This window comes from Streptomyces sp. NPDC058198, from assembly GCF_042882605.1.
In the GTDB taxonomy this organism is placed as follows: Bacteria; Actinomycetota; Actinomycetes; order Streptomycetales; family Streptomycetaceae; genus Streptomyces.
Genome location: NZ_JBHVVP010000006.1, coordinates 85350 through 98628 on the forward strand (window position 1 = coordinate 85350; position 13279 = coordinate 98628).

General features: G+C 71.3%; 14 protein-coding genes. 5 read left to right on the plus strand and 9 right to left on the minus strand.

What is annotated here, in order from left to right; translation table 11 throughout:
• Nucleotides 1-5 precede the first annotated feature (5 nt).
• From ACFVWW_RS21540 to ACFVWW_RS21570, 7 genes are all read right to left on the minus strand, one after another.
• On the minus strand, nucleotides 6-380 hold the full coding sequence (locus ACFVWW_RS21540; RefSeq protein ID WP_384182935.1) for a peptidase inhibitor family I36 protein: 375 nt from the start codon (nucleotides 378-380) through the stop codon (nucleotides 6-8).
• A 183-nt stretch (nucleotides 381-563) separates the two neighbouring features.
• Nucleotides 564-1778, minus strand: coding sequence for an acyl-CoA dehydrogenase family protein (locus ACFVWW_RS21545; protein ID WP_384182938.1), 1215 nt, complete (start codon nucleotides 1776-1778; stop codon nucleotides 564-566).
• A 9-nt stretch (nucleotides 1779-1787) separates the two neighbouring features.
• Nucleotides 1788-2810 (minus strand): phosphotransferase family protein, encoded by a 1023-nt coding sequence (locus ACFVWW_RS21550; RefSeq protein ID WP_386879066.1) that lies wholly within the window; start codon nucleotides 2808-2810, stop codon nucleotides 1788-1790.
• A gap of 142 nt (nucleotides 2811-2952) precedes the next feature.
• On the minus strand, nucleotides 2953-3864 hold the full coding sequence (locus ACFVWW_RS21555) for an MBL fold metallo-hydrolase (RefSeq protein ID WP_386879065.1): 912 nt from the start codon (nucleotides 3862-3864) through the stop codon (nucleotides 2953-2955).
• A 154-nt stretch (nucleotides 3865-4018) separates the two neighbouring features.
• The gene (locus ACFVWW_RS21560; RefSeq protein WP_386879064.1) at nucleotides 4019-4366 is read right to left on the minus strand and encodes a DUF202 domain-containing protein; all 348 of its coding nucleotides are present in this window, start codon (nucleotides 4364-4366) and stop codon (nucleotides 4019-4021) included.
• Nucleotides 4366-4758 carry a YidH family protein gene (locus tag ACFVWW_RS21565; RefSeq protein ID WP_386879063.1) on the minus strand — a complete coding sequence of 131 codons (393 nt, stop codon included), beginning with the start codon at nucleotides 4756-4758 and terminating at the stop codon, nucleotides 4366-4368. The genes ACFVWW_RS21560 and ACFVWW_RS21565 overlap by 1 nt, the downstream gene beginning before the upstream one ends.
• A 10-nt stretch (nucleotides 4759-4768) precedes the next feature.
• Nucleotides 4769-5293, minus strand: coding sequence for an NUDIX hydrolase (locus ACFVWW_RS21570; RefSeq protein ID WP_386879062.1), 525 nt, complete (start codon nucleotides 5291-5293; stop codon nucleotides 4769-4771).
• A gap of 146 nt (nucleotides 5294-5439) precedes the next feature.
• On the opposite strand from ACFVWW_RS21570, the gene ACFVWW_RS21575 reads away from it, so the two are divergent.
• The 5 genes from ACFVWW_RS21575 to ACFVWW_RS21595 all read left to right on the plus strand — a co-directional run bounded on the left by ACFVWW_RS21575 (nucleotide 5440) and on the right by ACFVWW_RS21595 (nucleotide 11291).
• The gene (locus tag ACFVWW_RS21575) at nucleotides 5440-7095 is read left to right on the plus strand and encodes an FAD-binding dehydrogenase (RefSeq protein ID WP_386879061.1); all 1656 of its coding nucleotides are present in this window, start codon (nucleotides 5440-5442) and stop codon (nucleotides 7093-7095) included.
• Nucleotides 7096-7297: 202 nt separating this feature from the next.
• Nucleotides 7298-8257 carry a hypothetical protein gene (locus ACFVWW_RS21580; RefSeq protein ID WP_386879060.1) on the plus strand — a complete coding sequence of 320 codons (960 nt, stop codon included), beginning with the start codon at nucleotides 7298-7300 and terminating at the stop codon, nucleotides 8255-8257.
• A 77-nt stretch (nucleotides 8258-8334) separates the two neighbouring features.
• Nucleotides 8335-9870, plus strand: a complete 1536-nt coding sequence (locus ACFVWW_RS21585) for an APC family permease (RefSeq protein WP_386879059.1) — start codon at nucleotides 8335-8337, stop codon at nucleotides 9868-9870.
• Nucleotides 9871-10012: 142 nt separating this feature from the next.
• The gene (locus ACFVWW_RS21590; protein WP_384183068.1) at nucleotides 10013-10690 is read left to right on the plus strand and encodes a molybdopterin-dependent oxidoreductase; all 678 of its coding nucleotides are present in this window, start codon (nucleotides 10013-10015) and stop codon (nucleotides 10688-10690) included.
• Nucleotides 10620-11291 carry a cytochrome b/b6 domain-containing protein gene (locus ACFVWW_RS21595; protein WP_386879058.1) on the plus strand — a complete coding sequence of 224 codons (672 nt, stop codon included), beginning with the start codon at nucleotides 10620-10622 and terminating at the stop codon, nucleotides 11289-11291. The genes ACFVWW_RS21590 and ACFVWW_RS21595 overlap by 71 nt, the downstream gene beginning before the upstream one ends.
• Before the next feature lie 33 nt (nucleotides 11292-11324).
• On the opposite strand, the gene ACFVWW_RS21600 is transcribed toward ACFVWW_RS21595, so the two are convergent.
• Both ACFVWW_RS21600 and ACFVWW_RS21605 read right to left on the minus strand, forming a co-directional pair.
• Nucleotides 11325-12722, minus strand: coding sequence for a gluconate:H+ symporter (locus ACFVWW_RS21600; protein ID WP_386879057.1), 1398 nt, complete (start codon nucleotides 12720-12722; stop codon nucleotides 11325-11327).
• Nucleotides 12723-12733: 11 nt separating this feature from the next.
• On the minus strand, nucleotides 12734-13243 hold the full coding sequence (locus ACFVWW_RS21605) for a gluconokinase (RefSeq protein WP_386879056.1): 510 nt from the start codon (nucleotides 13241-13243) through the stop codon (nucleotides 12734-12736).
• Between the last annotated feature and the right edge of the window lie 36 nt (nucleotides 13244-13279).

The window sequence follows — 13279 nt, forward strand, 5'->3', positions numbered from 1 at the left end:
CCGCCTCAGCACTCGCCGCGCCAGGCCACCCTGGTGATCCTCACGCTGTCGAAGTCGATCCGGTACGCGCCGGGGCCCGGGTTGTAGTGGAGGCACCGGTTCCAGCTGCTGCCGTTGTACCTCCAGGAGAGCTGCACATGGTCGGCGCCGGGATGGCGGACACCGTTGTTGATGACGGAGCGGACGCCGGCCACACTGCCCGACCATCTGCCCGCGGCCTTCAGCAGCAGCCTGCCGGTCAGCCCCGGCCCGGAGTACGCGCAGAAGTACTGCTTGGGACAGCCGGGCGGGCTGGGCTCGGCGGACGCGGCGGGTGCGGTGGCGATGACACCCGCGAACGCGGCGGACGCGGCCACGGCGGCAAAGAAACGCTTACGCATGGGTGGTTCCCCAGAGCTCTGGTACTGCTTCGGTCAGGAGAGGGCACATGACGCTAACCAGGGGAGCCGCCCAGGCGGTGGCACGCAGGGCGATTGTCACCGTAAAGGCTTAAATGTACGGCGAGATGGCGCCACGCGGTGCGTCCGATGAGGTGCACCGGACGCCCCCGCGCGCGGCGGACCTCAGAGGTACTTCTTCAGCTCCCGCCGGGCCAGGGAGCGCTGATGCACCTCGTCGGGGCCGTCCGCCAGCCGCAGCGTCCGCGCCGCGGCCCACAGTTCGGCCAGCGGGAAGTCCTGGCTGACCCCGCCCGCGCCGTGCAGCTGGACGGCTTGGTCGATGATGTCGACGACCGCGCGCGGAGTGGCGATCTTGATGGACTGGATCTCCGTGTGCGCGCCGCGATTGCCGACGGTGTCCATCAGCCAGGCCGTCTTCAGTACGAGGAGCCGCAGCTGCTCGACCGTCACCCGGGCGTCCGCGATCCAGTTCTGGACGACGCCCTGCTGGGCGATCGGCTTCCCGAAGGCCGTACGGGACACGGCCCGCCGGCACATCAGCTCGATCGCCCGCTCCGCCATCCCGATCAGCCGCATGCAGTGGTGGATACGGCCGGGGCCGAGCCGGGCCTGCGCGATGGCGAAGCCGCCGCCCTCCTCGCCGACCAGCTGGGAGGCGTCCACCCGGACGTCGTCGAAGACGACCTCGGCATGGCCGCCGTGGGAGTGGTCCTCGTAGCCGTACACCTGCATGGCGCGGCGGACCTCGACACCGGGGGTGTCGCGCGGGACCAGGATCATCGACTGCTGGCGGCGGATGTCCTCGCCGTCCGGATCGGTCTTGCCCATCACGATGAAGATCTTGCAGTCCGGGTTCATCGCCCCGGAGATGTACCACTTGCGGCCGTTGATGACGTAGTCGTCGCCGTCGCGCAGGATCCGCGTCTGGATGTTCGTCGCGTCCGAGGAGGCCACCTCGGGCTCCGTCATCGCGAACGCCGACCGGATCTCGCCCGCGAGCAGCGGCTCCAGCCACTGCTTCTGCTGCTCCTCGGAACCGAACTGGGCGAGCACTTCCATGTTCCCGGTGTCGGGCGCCGCGCAGTTCAGCGCGGTGGGGGCGAGCTGCGGGGAGCGGCCGGTGATCTCGGCGAGCGGCGCGTACTGGAGATTGGTCAGACCGGCGCCGTACTCCGCGTCGGGGAGGAAGAGGTTCCACAGGCCCTGCCGGCGCGCCTGCGCCTTCAGCTCCTCCACGACCGCCGGGGTGTCCCAGGGACTGTCCAGCCGCGACCGCTGCTCCCGCGCGACCTCCTCCGCCGGATACACATACTCGTCCATGAAGGCGAGCAGCTTCGTGCGCAGCTCTTCGGTGCGGGCGTCGAATGCGAAGTCCATGGGGTGTACTCAGCCTTCCTGGAGGGTGGTGAGGCCGTGCGTGATGAAGACGGGTACGAGATCGCCGATCCGGTCGAAGCCGGGTCCTACGGTCCGGCCGAGGGTGTAGCGGTAGTGGATGCCCTCCAGGATCACGGCGAGCTTGAACCAGGCGAACGCGGTGTACCAGGAGATGGCGGTGGTGTCCCGGCCGGAGCCCGCGGCGTACCGCTCGATCAGTTCGCCGGGCCCCGGGTGTCCCGCCGCCCCGGCCGTCGTACTGATCGGGGAGCCCGTCAGCTCCAGCCGCGCGCTGTACATCACCAGCAGCCCCAGATCCGTCAGCGGATCACCGAGCGTGGACATCTCCCAGTCGAGGACCGCCTTGATCCGGTCGTCCTCGCCGATCAGGACGTTGTCGAGCCGGTAGTCGCCGTGGATCACGGTGGGCGCGGGGGAGACGGGCAGCGAACGGCCCAGAGCCGCGTGCAGTTCGTCGATGCCCGCCAGTTCGCGGTTGCGGGAGGCGTCGAGCTGCTTGCCCCAGCGCCGCAGCTGCCGGTCGAGGAAGCCGTCCGGCCGGCCGAAGTCACCCAGACCGACCGCCCCGGCGTCGACGGCGTGCAGCTCGACGAGCGTGTCGACGAGCGCGAGGACGGCGGCGCGGGTGCGCTCGGGGCCGAGCGGGGCGAGCTGCTCGGCCGTACGGTACGGAGTGCCCGCCACGTACTCCATGACGTAGAAGGGCGCCCCGAGCACCGACTCGTCCTCGCACAGCAGCAGCGGCTCCGGCACCGGCACGGCCGTCGGGTGCAGCGCCTCGATCACCCGGTACTCACGCCTCATGTCGTGCGCGGTGGCCAGGACATGGCCCAGCGGGGGCCGGCGGACCACCCAGCGGTGGGCGCCGTCCGTGACGGTGTACGTCAGGTTCGACCGGCCGCCCTCGATCAGGCGCGCGTCGAGCGGTCCGCTCACCAGGCCAGGACGCTCGCGGTCGAGATGGCCGCGCAGCTGCTCGGGATCGAGTCCTGGCGGTGGGGCTGGGCTCATCGTGCGTACCTCCGTGGGGGCTCCGGGCGGCCGGCCCGGGCGGCCGGTGGCGGTCATACGGTCGCTCCACATGATGCCGACCAGTCGGTATGTAGTCCAGTGTCTGTCCCGGTGCGGGTCCGGGCGGCCGTGCGACGACGCCTCAGGCGTGACAGGCCACGGGTACCCCGCCGTTCATCACGGCCATGTCGGTGAAGACGGCGACGGGGTCCAGCGGCGAGCCCTCAGGCTCCCCGTCCAGCTCGGCGTACGCGCGATGCAGGTTGGCCACCAGCCGCTCGCTCTCGCGCAGCCGCGCGAACTCCCCGAGGTCGGCCTGCCGCGCCGCCTCCAGCGGGGAAAGGCCCTTGGTGTGGCCCTCCCGGGCCAGCTCGGTGACGAACCGCAGATAGCTCTCCGTCGCGTCGTACGCCGACGGATCCGTGACCGGGCCGTGCCCCGGGACGACGACCGTCGCGTCCAGCGAGCGCAGCAGTTCCAGGGCGCGCAGCGATCCGCTCAGGGAGCCCATCGGCACGAACGGCGTACCGCCCTGGAAGATCAGATCGCCGGTGAAGACGATCCCCCGCTCCGGCAGATGGACGACCGAGTCGCCGATGGTGTGCGCCGCGCCCGGGTGGATCACCCGTACCTCGGTCTCACCCACCCACACGGTGAGCCGGTCGTTGTACGTCACCGTCGGCGCGGTGATCCGGATGTCGCCGAAGTCCGTGCCCGGCCACATCAGATGCAGCTGATGACCCGCCGCGATCTGCTCACCGCGGCAGGAGTCGTGGCCGATCACGACGGCCTCCGGCACGAACACGCCATTGCCGTAGGTGTGATCGCCGTGGTGGTGCGTATTGACGAGGGTGCGGGGGAGCGGGACGCCGGCCGTGAGGACCGCCTCGCGCAGCAGCCGCGCCCGTTGTTCGGTGGCCGCGGTGTCGACGAGGAGCGTCGACTCCCCGTCGCTGATGAATCCGGCGTTGTTCAGGCACCAGCCGCCGTCCGGCTGGACGTAGGCATACACGCCGGGGGCGAGTCGGACGGTGTAGGGATCGGTGGCAGGCATGGGGGATGCTCCAGGTCAGGGCCGGATGGTCGTCCTGAGCCTGCCAGTTGACGGCGCGGGAGCGAAAGCCGGGCCCGGCCCGGCGCGGCTCGTCCGCCGGTTCGGATCGCCGGTTCGGCCCCGCCGGTTCGGACCGCGTGGCCGGACCGCCGGGTCAGACCATCACGGTCACCGCGAACAGGGCCAGCAGGACGGTACAGGCCGCCGCCGCGAGCGCCCCGCGCGCCGGGAGCGGTGGCGGCCTGACCACGCCCAGCGCCAGCACACGCCGGTGCGCCACGCCCAGAAAGCCCAGCCAGACGAGGGCGCTCAGCGCGGCGGCGACCAGCCCGGCCGCCGCGGCGCCGTCGTGGATCGCCTGCCGCACCGCGAGCACCGCCACGATCGTGCACGCGAGCGTCGTACGCCGCCAGGCCAGCCGGGTCCGCTCCGGCTGGAGCCCCGGATCCCGCTGGAGCCCCGGCCCCGGCCCCGGTCCGTCGTGCCGCTCCGGCGCGGCCATCAGCCCGCCCGGCCCAGCACCACGATGACCAGCATCGCCACCGCGACCGCCCCCACGCCGAGACTCAGCAGCGCCGGGAACCTGGACACGGGCAGATCCTCCCCGCGCCGCATCGCCCGCTCACAGCGCACCCAGTGATCGACCGCCCGCAGCGCGCACAGCGCCCCGGCCGCGAGCAGCGCCACCGCGAGACCGACCCGGACACCCCAGCGCAGATCCGGCAGGAACTGATCGACCGCGAAGCCGCCGCCGATGAGAGCGAGCGCGGTGCGGAGCCAGGCCAGGAAGGTGCGCTCATTGGCCAGGGAGAAGCGGTAATCGGGGGTCTCACCCTCCTCGCTGATGCGCTGCGGCGCGAACCACAGCCGCAGGCTCCGCACAAACTCGATCACCTCCCGCACCTTACGCGCGGAGCGCGCGCAGCCGCTCGTACGCCGCCAGGCCGTCCGGCGCCCACTCCCACGCGCCCGGGCCTGCGGCGAGCCGCCGCTCCAGCTCCGCCACCGGCAGGAAGGTGTGCCAGGCGACCTCCTCCGCCTGCGGGTTCACCGGCAGCTCGCAGCGGACCTCGTACACATGCGACCACCAGCTCCCCGCGCCGTCCGCGGACTCGTACAGGAACGGGAACAGCGGGACGGGACGGGGCAGCCCCGACACCCCCAGCTCCTCCTCCGCCTCCCGCAGCGCCGCGTCGTCGTAGCTCTCGCCCGCGCCGACGACACCGCCCACGAACATGTCGTACAGCGAAGGGAAGACCAGCTTGACCGGGGTCCTGCGATGGACGAAGACCCGGTCCTGCGCGTCCCGCGCGAGCACGAAGACACAGCGGTGGCGCAGGCCCTTCGCGTACACCTCACCGCGCGGCGCCTGCCCGGTGACGTGGTCGTTCTCGTCGACGATGTCCAGGATTTCGTCTGCCGCTCTCATGACGCCCATCCAATCAGTCCTCCCGGCGGCAATCAGTCCTCCCGGCGGCCCTTCCCGGCGCCGGACTGTTGACTCGTTACTCGCCCGTACGGAAGATCGGACCACCCACTCGCCCCGTGCAGCTCGCCCCGTGAAGGATGGACGCCATGGCGTACGACGCCGATGTGATCGTGATCGGGGCGGGCCTCGCGGGCCTGGTCGCCACCGCGGAGCTGGTCGACGCGGGCCGCTCCGTCCTCGTTCTCGACCAGGAGCCCGAGCAGTCGCTCGGCGGTCAGGCGCACTGGTCCTTCGGCGGGCTCTTCCTCGTGGACTCGCCCGAGCAGCGCAGGATGCGGATCAAGGACAGCCGGGAGCTGGCCCTCCAGGACTGGCACGGCGCGGCCGGCTTCGACCGCCGGGAGGACCACTGGCCGCGAGAGTGGGCCGCGGCGTACGTCGACTTCGCGGCGGGTGAGAAGCGCGCCTGGCTGCACCGGCAGGGCATGCGGTTCTTCCCGGTGGTGGGCTGGGCGGAGCGCGGCGGATACGACGCCACCGGCCACGGCAACTCCGTGCCGCGCTTCCACATCACCTGGGGCACCGGGCCCGGGGTTGTCGCGCCGTTCGAACGCCGGGTGCGCGACGGTGTCGCCAAGGGGCTCGTGACCTTCAGATTCCGGCACCGGGTCACCGGCCTCGGCACCTCCGCGGGCGCCGTGGACACCGTCACCGGCGAGATACTGGAGCCGAGCGACGCCGAGCGGGGCGCCGCGAGCAGCCGTACGGTCACCGGCGCCTTCGAGCTCAGGGCGCAGGCCGTGATCGTCACGTCCGGCGGCATCGGCGGCAATCACGACCTGGTCCGCGCCCAGTGGCCCGAGCGGCTCGGTACCCCGCCGCGCACCATGCTCTCCGGCGTGCCCGCGCATGTCGACGGTCTGATGCTCGGCATCACGGAAGCGGCGGGTGCCCACCACATCAACCGCGACCGGATGTGGCACTACACCGAGGGCATCGAGAACTGGAACCCCATCTGGGCCCGGCACGGCATCCGCATCCTGCCCGGCCCGTCCTCGCTCTGGCTGGACGCGCGCGGCCGGCGGCTGCCCGTACCGCTCTTCCCCGGCTTCGACACGCTCGGGACGCTGGAGCACATCATGCGTTCCGGCTATGACTACACGTGGTTCGTCCTGGACCAGCGCATCATCGGCAAGGAGTTCGCGCTCTCGGGGTCCGAGCAGAACCCCGATCTGACCGGCAAGTCGGTCCGCGACGTGCTCGGGCGGGCGCGCGCCGACATCCCGGGGCCGGTGAAGGCGTTCATGGACCACGGCGTCGACTTCGTGGTCGAGAAGGACCTCGGCGCGCTCGTACGCGGAATGAACGCGCTCACCGAGCAGCCGCTGATCGACGAGGCCGCGCTGCGCCGCGACATCATCGCGCGCGACCGGGAGATCGCCAACCCCTTCACCAAGGACCTCCAGATCACCGCGATCCGGGGAGCCCGGAAGTACCTGGGCGACAAGCTGATCCGTACGGCCGCCCCGCACCGCATCCTCGACCCCGGGGCAGGCCCGCTGATCGCCGTACGGCTGAACATCCTCACCCGCAAGTCGCTCGGCGGCCTGGAGACCGACCTGTCCTCCCGGGTCCTCACCGAGGCCGGCGACCCCCTGCCCGGCGTCTACGCGGCGGGCGAGGCGGCCGGTTTCGGCGGCGGCGGCGTGCACGGCTACCGCTCCCTGGAAGGCACCTTTCTCGGCGGCTGCATCTTCTCGGGCCGCACGGCGGGCCGGGCCGCGGCCAAGGCGGTCGGCTGACCGAAAGGGGCCCCATCCGGGCTCCGAGCTGGGACGGAGCGGTCGCGGGCGGGATCGCGGGGGGCCGGGGGGCGAATCAACCGTACGGTTCCGGGGGACAGTTGGTTCATCTTGCACCAAGTCAACTCTTGACGGGAAGCCTTGCCTACCGGTTTGCTGTGCGCGATCATCGCTCGTTTATGTGTCCTGGAGGAACCAGCGGATGTCCCCGCCTCCGCCACCCCTGGGCCGCTCCCGAAGACGGGGCTCACGCTCCGATCAGTTCTTCGATCCGGCCCTTGATGACGCCGAACTCGGTTCGGTACGAGACCAACTGGCCCAGGGCCGCTGGTCCGAGGCCCGTACCCTGCTCGCCGGCACCGGCGACGACTGGGACCGCAGGGGCCATCGTGTCGTCGTCCTCGCCCAGGCATCCGGCGCCCTCGCCTGGACCCGCGACTGGCTGCTCGCCGAGCCCGAGAGCCCCGACGCGGTCACCCTCCTCGCCTGCGCCACCGTCATCGGCGCACTGCGCGGCAAGGAACGCGAACAGGCTGCGCGGGACGCCTGCCGCGAGGCCATCCGGCGGGCCCCCGCCGATCCCACGCCCTGGCTCGCACTGCTGCTCCTGGCCAGGACGCTCGGCACCGAGGAAGAGACCTCGCAGCTCTTCGACGAGGTCAGGACCCGGCACGCGGATCATCACCACGCCCATCACCTGATGGCAGCCCGGCTCGCGGAACGGCACGCCGACGCGGGTCAGGACCCCCTCCACGAGGTCTACGACTTCGCCGCCTGGGCCGCCGAACAGGCCCCCGCCGACTCGCCGCTCGCGATCCTTCCCGTGGTCGCCCACGCCGAGCGCTACCGAGTCCTCGCCGCGGCGGGCCGGGAGCCCGCGGATCCGGCCGCCTCCGCCCACTGGACCGGGCGCCGCGCCCGCCAGGTGCTCAAGGGCGCCTTCGACTGGTGGCTGGAGTGGGAGAGCGAGGACCATCCCCGCAACCGCGTCGACCTCAACTTCCTGGCCCACGCGCAGTTCCACGACGGCCGGATCGCCGAGGCCGCCGCGCTGTTCCAGCGCATCGGTCCGCACCTCACCCCAGCTCCCTGGTCGTACCCCGACCGGGATCCGCACCAAGCGTTCACCGCCGCGCGCAATGCCGCGCTCGGCTCCGCCTGAGCGACTCGTCCACCGACGCGCGCCACCGATGCGCACCATCGACGCGCTCAATCGATTCCCGAAAGGACACCCCTGTCATGTCGACGGGCAGTTCGAGTACGAGCGAGATCAATACTTACAAGGGGCAGGATCGGGCGCTGCGCGCGGGCCGCCTCGGCACCCTGGGCCTGCTGCTGTCCGTGCTCGCCGCGAGCGCGCCGATGCTGGTCGTCGCCGGCGTCATGCCCACCATCTTCGGGGTCATGGGCATCGTCGGCCAGCCGCTGCTGTACGTCATCATCGGCGTCGTCCTGGTGCTGTTCAGCTTCGGGTACGCGGAGATGAGCCGCCACATCCACAACGCCGGCGCGTTCTACGCGTATATAGCCCGTGGCCTCGGCCCCACCGCGGGCGCCGGCGCCTCGCTCGTCGCCCTTGTCGCGTACAGCGCGATGCAGGTCGGCATCTACGGCATCCTCGGCTTCGAGGTCTCCGGCCTCTTCGCCACCTACCTCGACGTCACCGTCGCCTGGTGGGTGTTCGCCCTCGCCGCCGCCCTGATCGTCGGTCTGCTCGGCTGGCTGAAGATCGACCTCAACGCCAAGGTGCTCGGCGTCCTGCTGCTCATCGAGTGCGCCCTTGTCGTGATCTTCGACTTCGCCGCCGTCGCCGACCCGGGCAGCGAGGGCCTCTCCCTCGCGGCGTTCAACCCCGACACCCTGACGGGCGCGGGCCTGGGCACCGCGCTCTGCTTCTGCATCGCCGCCTTCGTCGGCTTCGAGCAGGCACCGGTCTACGCCGAGGAGACCAGCCGTCCCCACGTCGTGGTCTCCCGCGTCATGTTCCTGGCCGTCGGCTACGCCGCCCTGTTCCTGGCCTTCAGCGCCTGGGCCATGAGCGTCGCCGCCGGTCCCGGCTCCATCGTCGCCGCCGCGAGCGAGCAGGGTCCTGGACTGCTCTTTGGACTCACCGAGAGCCGTCTCGGCGCCACCTTCACCGACGTACTGCACGTGCTGTTCGTGACCGGTATGTTCGCCGCGCTCCTCAGCTTCCACAACGTCGTCGCCCGCTACGCCTTCGCGATGGGACGTGAGGGGCTGCTGCCCGCCGCGTTCGGCCGGACGAACAAGTCCAGCGGTGCGCCCGCCTCCGGTTCCGTCCTCCAGTCCCTGGTCTCCGTCGCCGTCATCGTCGCCTTCGCCGTGACCGACGACAAGCCCACCGGCGACCCGACGGCGCCGGTGCTGCACCTCTTCACCTGGATGGGCAATGTCGGCGCGCTCGGCGTCATCGTGCTGATGGCGGCGGCCGCCTTCGCCGTCATCGCCTTCTTCGTACGGCGCGGGGCCGGTGGCGCGCAGGCGCCGCGCCTGATCGCCTCGGGACTGGCGGGTGTCGCGCTGGTGGTCATCGCCGTCTACACCGTCAAGGACTTCGACGTCCTCGTCGGCGCGGGCCCCGGCTCCGCGCTCAGCTGGGTCCTGCCCGGGATCATCGGCCTCGCACTGGTCGGCGGGCTGGTGTACGGACTGGTCCTGCGGTCCGTCAAGCCCGAGGTGCACGCCCGCATCGGACTCGGCAACGAGGCCTTCCAGCTGGAGAAGGCCGCCGAGTCGGAGACAGCCGGGGTCTGACGGCCACCGCCGGGCCTGACGAAAGTGTGACGAACACCCGCGGCCGCTGGCTTCCGGAGGCCGCGGGTGTTCGAATCGGTGCGTGAACCGACAACAGAGTGAGCCCGAGGGCACGCCCGTGGGGCGGCGACTGGTGCTCTCCATGCTCGGCCTGGGCGCCGCCGGCCTCGTCACGGCGCCCTATCTCCAGCGCGGCCTCGAAGCGTTCCTCGGCTCGGCCGCCGACAAGGACCCGACCGGACTGACCGGACTGCTGCCCAACGGCGGCGGCTTCCGCTATTACTCGGTCACGTCCTCCGTCCCCCGCAAGGGCCCGGACACCTACCGGCTGAAGATCGACGGCCTGGTCGACCGGCCCGCCACGTACACCCTGGACGCGCTGCGTAAGCTGCCGCAGACCCGGATCGTCCGCGATGTCCAGTGCGTCACCGGCTGGCGCGTCCCGGACACCCCGTTCGAAGGCGTGCGGCTCTCGCGGCTCCTCGACGCCGCCGGGGTACGCCCCGAGGCCAGGGCCGTCCGCTTCACCTGCTTCGACGGCACGTACACCGAGAGCCTGACACTCCCGCAGGCACGCCGCGCCGACGTGCTGGTGGCGCTGAACATGCAGGACAAGCCGATCGGGCACGCGCACGGCGGCCCGGCCCGGCTCTATGTGGCGCCGATGTACTTCTACAAGTCGGCGAAATGGCTCTCCGGGATCTCCGTCACCTCCGACGTCCGGCCCGGTTACTGGGAGGAGCTCGGCTATGACGTCGACGCCTGGGTCGGCCGGTCCAACGGCCGCGACGACACCCCCACCGTCCGAGAGCCCGTCTGAGCCGGCCGGGCGGGTACGGCGCTTCAGCCGCGCCGAGCGCTGGATCCACCGCACCACCGGCGCGCTGATGCTGGTGTGCGTGGCGACGGCGGCCGCTCTGTACGTGCCCCAGCTCGCCGAGCTCGTCGGCCGCCGCCATCTCGTCGTCACCGTCCACGAGTGGTCGGGGCTGCTGCTGCCCCTGCCCGTCCTCCTCGGCCTCGGCTCCCGCGCCTTCCGCGCCGATCTGAGCCGGCTGAACCGCTTCCTGCCGTACGACAGGGAGTGGCTGCGCGCGGTACGGCGGCGCGACGCCCGGCCGGGCTCCCGGCCGGCGGGAAAGTTCAACGCGGGGCAGAAGATCTACGCGGCCTGGATCGCGGGCGCCGTGCTGGTGATGCTCGGTACGGGCCTGCTCATGTGGTTCACCGGGTTCGCCCCGATCCTGTGGCGTACGAGCGCCACCTTCGTCCACGACTGGCTGGCCCTGGCCATCGGCGTCGTGCTCATCGGGCACATCGGGATGGCGTACGGCGATCCGCAGGCCCGGCGCGGGATGCGCACCGGGTCGGTGGAACGCGCGTGGGCGGAGCGGGAGCACCCCCACTGGAAAGAGGAGTGACCCGCCCCGCCCCGGCCGGCGCGGTGGCCGGCGTTACAACACCAGCGAGAGCAGCAGGACGAAGCCGAGTCCGACCACGGAGATGATCGTCTCCATCACCGACCAGGTCTTGAGCGTCTGGCCGACACTCATCCCGAAGTACTCCTTCACCAGCCAGAACCCGGCGTCGTTCACATGGCTGAAGAAGAGCGAGCCCGCACCGATCGCCAGCACCAGCAGCGCGGTGTGCGTGCTGGACATGTCCGCGGCGAGCGGCGCCACCAGACCGGCGGCGGAGATGGTCGCCACGGTCGCCGAGCCGGTGGCCAGCCGGATCGCGACGGCGATCAGCCAGGCCAGCAGCAGGGCCGGGATCGACCAGTCCTTGGAGATGTCCAGGATCATCTGGCCCACCCCGGCGTCGATCAGCGTCTGCTTGAAGCCGCCGCCCGCGGCGACGATCAGGAGCACGCCCGCGATCGGGGCGAGTGACTTCTCGACGGTCGCGGAGATGCGGCCCTTGCTGAACCCGGCCGCGCGGCCCAGGGTGAAGATCCCGACGAGCACGGCGGCGAGCAGGGCGATCAGCGGCGAGCCGATCACGTCGGTCACCCGCTGGACGGGGTTCTCCGGGTCGTCGACGACGATGTCCACGAGCGCCTTGGCCAGCATCAGGACGACGGGCAGCAGCACCGTCGAGATGGTGGCGCCGAAGCTCGGACGGGTCTGAAGATCCTCGGACGGGCGCTGCGGCATCATCCGCTCGGGCGCCGGGATGTCCACCCAGCGCGCGGCGTACTTGGAGAAGAGCGGCCCCGCGATGATCACGGTCGGAATGGCGACCACCACACCCAGCGCCAGCGTGAGGCCCAGGTTGGCGCCGATGGCGTCGATCGCGACCAGCGGACCGGGGTGCGGCGGGATCAGACCGTGCATCACGGAGAGTCCGGCCAGGGCCGGGATACCGATCCGCATCAGGGAGTAGTTACCGCGCTTGGCGACCAGCAGCACCACCGGGATCAGCAGCACGATGCCGACCTCGAAGAAGAGCGGCAGCCCGATGACCGAGGCGATCAGCACCATCGCCCAGGGCATGGCCCGTCCGCTCGCCTTCGCGAGGATGGTGTCGACGATCTGGTCGGCTCCGCCGGAGTCGGCGAGCAGCTTGCCCAGGATCGCGCCGAGCGCGATCAGCACGCCCACCCCCGCGACGGTGGAGCCGAGACCGGTCGAGAAGCTGACGATGACCTTGTCCAGCGGGGCGCCCGCGAAGGCGCCGAGCGCCAGCGAGCCGATGGTCAGCGCCAGAAAGGCGTGGAGCTTGAAGACACTGATGAGGACGACGATGACGGCTATGCCGGCGAGGACGGCTATGCCCAGCTGCGCGTTGCCCGCCGAAGTGATCGGTTCGACGGCGTCCGCTGCCAGCGTCTCGACACTGAGACTGCTCACGGGGAATTCCTTCAGCTCTTGAGCCGGCGCAGCGCGGCGACGGCCCGGTCGGTGATTTCTTCGGGGGTGCCGGACACATCGACGGCCACGCCCGCTTCGTCGTCCGCCAGGTTCTCCAGGGCGGCGTACTGCGAGTCCAGCAGCGCGGTGGGCATGAAGTGCCCCTTGCGCTCCGCCATCCGCTGCTCGATGAGCGGCCGGTCGCCGGTGAGATGGAGGAAGACGGCTTCGGGCGCGGCGGCCCGCAGCCGGTCGCGGTAGGCGCGCTTGAGCGCGGAACTGCTCACCACACCGCCGAGCCCGGCCCTGCCGTGCGCCCAGGTACCGATCGCGTCCAGCCAGGGCCATCGGTCCACGTCGCCCAAGGGGGTGCCGGCGGACATCTTCGCGATGTTCTCCGGCGGGTGGAAGTCGTCGCCCTCGGCGTACGGAACGCCCAGCGCGGCGGCGAGCAGGGGCCCGACCGTGGTCTTGCCGGTGCCTGCCACGCCCATCACCACGACGACGTGGGGGGTGCTCATCTCGTGCCTCGCTGTCTTCGTCGACCTCGGTCCGTC

Bases quoted from the DNA above. Each gene is read 5' to 3' on its own strand.
- ACFVWW_RS21595 (WP_386879058.1), top strand. From the start codon at position 10,620: ATGACGTCGACGCCTGGGTCGGCCGGTCCAACGGCCGCGACGACACCC.
- ACFVWW_RS21585 (WP_386879059.1), top strand. From the start codon at position 8,335: ATGTCGACGGGCAGTTCGAGTACGAGCGAGATCAATACTTACAAGGGG.
- ACFVWW_RS21580 (WP_386879060.1), top strand. From the start codon at position 7,298: ATGTCCCCGCCTCCGCCACCCCTGGGCCGCTCCCGAAGACGGGGCTCA.
- ACFVWW_RS21570 (WP_386879062.1), bottom strand. From the start codon at position 5,293: ATGAGAGCGGCAGACGAAATCCTGGACATCGTCGACGAGAACGACCAC.
- ACFVWW_RS21550 (WP_386879066.1), bottom strand. From the start codon at position 2,810: ATGAGCCCAGCCCCACCGCCAGGACTCGATCCCGAGCAGCTGCGCGGC.
- ACFVWW_RS21545 (WP_384182938.1), bottom strand. From the start codon at position 1,778: ATGGACTTCGCATTCGACGCCCGCACCGAAGAGCTGCGCACGAAGCTG.
- ACFVWW_RS21540 (WP_384182935.1), bottom strand. From the start codon at position 380: ATGCGTAAGCGTTTCTTTGCCGCCGTGGCCGCGTCCGCCGCGTTCGCG.
- ACFVWW_RS21605 (WP_386879056.1), bottom strand. From the start codon at position 13,243: ATGAGCACCCCCCACGTCGTCGTGGTGATGGGCGTGGCAGGCACCGGC.
- ACFVWW_RS21560 (WP_386879064.1), bottom strand. From the start codon at position 4,366: ATGGCCGCGCCGGAGCGGCACGACGGACCGGGGCCGGGGCCGGGGCTC.
- ACFVWW_RS21555 (WP_386879065.1), bottom strand. From the start codon at position 3,864: ATGCCTGCCACCGATCCCTACACCGTCCGACTCGCCCCCGGCGTGTAT.
- ACFVWW_RS21590 (WP_384183068.1), top strand. From the start codon at position 10,013: ATGCTCGGCCTGGGCGCCGCCGGCCTCGTCACGGCGCCCTATCTCCAG.
- ACFVWW_RS21575 (WP_386879061.1), top strand. From the start codon at position 5,440: ATGGCGTACGACGCCGATGTGATCGTGATCGGGGCGGGCCTCGCGGGC.